A 2723-nucleotide genomic window follows, 5' to 3' on the forward strand; every position below is an offset into this window, starting at 1 on the left:
CCCCCACCCCCACCCCCAGCCCGACCCCCGACCGAGCCTCCCTCCGAGCGGAGGGCACAGAGCCAAGACCGACAGCCACGACCCACCGCTGACCTCCGGCCCGCGCCCCGCTCAGAGAACCGAACTCCCCGTGTCACCGTGAGACTCGGGCGGCGGGCACTCCGGGTGCGGGCCGGACAGCGCGGCCTCCGCGTCCTCACAACTGTCACCGACGGATCGCCGGCCGCTGAGGGAGCGGTAGAACTGCCGCGTGAAGACCTGGGCCTGACGATCGTCGAGAGTGTGGTCCCAACCGATGGCGGTGGCAATCGTCTTCGACAAATGAGCGGCCAGCAGGGCCGAGTCGCAGAGGTTCAGGACGACCAGACGGGGTGGGAAGCGGGCGCGGGCTATCTGCGCGGACAGGTCCGCATGGGTGTTGCAGAGGCCACCTCCGTCCTGGGTGAGGTGAATGCCGCCGAAGGAACTGTGCGCCGCGATGTGGAGGATCGCGGGGGTGTGCTCGTCCAGTGCCGGACAGATCTCCGGCAGCCCGACCGCCGCCATCTCCCGCACCCGGACCAGGCTGCCGACCAGGGACTGGCGGATACAGGCGGCTTCGGACCCGAAGTCGTTGCGCCCAGGTCGCGGGTCGCCGGAGAGAAACAGCACGCGGCCGGCGACACCGAGGGGGGCGAGGGCGTCATGAGCGGGGAGACGCGGCGATAACGTGGCGTGCTGCGGGGCCAGGGCGGCGCGAGAGTCGGAGAAGAGCTGGTTCAGGGACATGGTCGTGGCGGTGACCGGCGGGAGGTTGTGAACCGGCTTGGTGCCGATGCTGCGCGGTGCTGCGGGAGGACGTGGCCGCTCGTGTGCCTTGCCCGTGGTCTCCTCCATACGATGCCGGAGCTCCGCCTCGGGAACTCCGAGAGCGCGGGTGATCGCGGCCCAGCCCACGCCGTCCTGCCGGTGCCGGGACGCCGCGGCCAGGGCGGCGTCCAGCGCCTCCTGTACGGCCCGGTATCCGGGGGCGGAGCGGACGCACGCGCCGAGATTGGCGAGGTGGGCCATCTCCGCGGCCGTCAGATCCGGGGCGTCGGTGTCGTGACCGGGAGGGTCATCCGGCATCGGTGGTTGCTTCTGCCGAGTTGGCCTGCAAGGGTGCGGCGAGGGCGTCGGCGAGGTGGAGCAGTATCGGAGCGTGTTCGGGGCGGTGCCGTGCAAGGGAGCGAAGACGGCCGGCGCCCGCGCCGCGCTGGACTTCGGACCCTTCTTGGGCGGCTTTGGCGATGAGTTCGCTCGGGCTCAGGCCTCCTTCCCACTTCTCGTCGTTGTCTGTTGCCGCGAACAGTTGCTGCACGGCGATGAGGTAGGGCGTCACGAACTGCATGCGGGTAAGCGCGGGGGCAGCGAACACGAGCGGGAACAGGCCCTCCGGTCGGCCTTTCTCCACGAAGCTCATAGCCGTGTCTACCGCTGTTGTGGGGTCGATCACGGCGTCGTAGACGTCAGGAATCGTGAGCAGTTGAGTGAGAAACAGGATGCCCAGGTGCTGGAGCGCGTTCGGGTCCTGGGGGTTGGCGGACAGCAACTCCGGGATGAGGGGATCGGAGGTGAGCTGTGGGTGGTCGCGGAGGAACTCGAGATCTTCGGGCCACGTGCGGGTGGCGAGCCATTCAATCAGCAGGTCGGCGGCAGTGTGGAAGGACCGTCCTTCAGTCACTACTTGGTCGAGGCCGTGCTCTGAGGCAGCGGTGAGGAGGGCGGAGAGTTCGTTGAGCGCAGTCGCCTCGGGATACAGGACGCGCGCGAGGTCGAGAGCCGCTTGTCCGTCCGCATGGATGAGGACGGGATATTCCCGCCTCAACAGATTCTCTCGTTCGGGCCAGCTTCGAGTGGCCAGCCAGCGGTTGATGAGTTCGACGAACTCGTCTGGGAGAGGTTCGACGACCCAGGCAGGCAGGGAAGCTGTCACTTCGCAGAGGAAAGCCTGGGCGGCAGGATCTCGCTTGAGATCGTCAGCGAGATGGCGGACCGCGCGGCGGGCGCGTCCGGCCCATTTCGGGTCGGTGGTTTCGTCGGCTTGACGAGCGGCGGAGATGAGATCTGTGGTTGCCTCGTTGTATTTGTTGCGCGTGATTTGCCAGTGAGCTCGGGAGACGAGGAGTTCTGCTTGGGGGCCGGCAGCGAATCCTGAGATCACCTCGTCGAAAGTGAGAAGGCTGCCTCCCCAGTCTTCGGTGGTGCTCTGTTGGTTGGCGAGGTTGTTGAGGGTGCCCGCGAGGCTGGGGAGGAATGCGGCTCCGTTGGGGCCGTTGACCAGGGCGCGGTAGTGGGTGACGGCTTCGGTGATGGAGGTGAGTGCGGCCTGCGGGTCTCCGGCGTTGCTCTGTTGGTTGGCGAGGTTGTTGAGGGATGCGGCGAAGTCGGAGAGGAATGCGGGGCCGTTGGGGCCGTTGACCAGGGCGCGGTAGTGGGTGACGGCTTCGGTGATGGAGGTGAGTGCGGCCTGCTGGTCTCCAGTGTTGCTCTGTTGGTTGGCGAGGTTGTTGAGGGAGCTGGCGAGGTTGGGAAGGTGGGCGCGGCCGTTGGGGCCGTTGACCAGGGCGCGGTAGTGGGTGACGGCTTCGGTGATGGAGGTGAGTGCGGCCTGCTGGTCTTCGGCGTTGCTTTGTTGAACGGCGAGGTTGTTGAGGGATGCGGCGAAGTCGGAGAGGAATGCGGGGCCGTTGGGGCCGTTGACC

At 67.4% G+C, this 2723-nt stretch carries 1 protein-coding gene and 1 pseudogene; both read right to left on the reverse strand.

The genetic code is table 11. From position 1 onward, the window contains the following. Nucleotides 1-111: 111 nt before the first annotated feature. Entirely contained in the window at nt 112-1107 is a 996-nt protein-coding gene (locus AAW13_RS43830; protein WP_046734840.1) for a CHAT domain-containing protein, read from the reverse strand. After that, nucleotides 1097-2723, reverse strand: a pseudogene (locus tag AAW13_RS46300) (hypothetical protein); the annotation flags it as partial. The gene AAW13_RS43830 and the pseudogene AAW13_RS46300, both read right to left, overlap by 11 nt.

This window comes from Streptomyces humi (assembly GCF_001005085.2).
Taxonomy (GTDB): Bacteria; Actinomycetota; Actinomycetes; order Streptomycetales; family Streptomycetaceae; genus Streptomyces; species Streptomyces humi.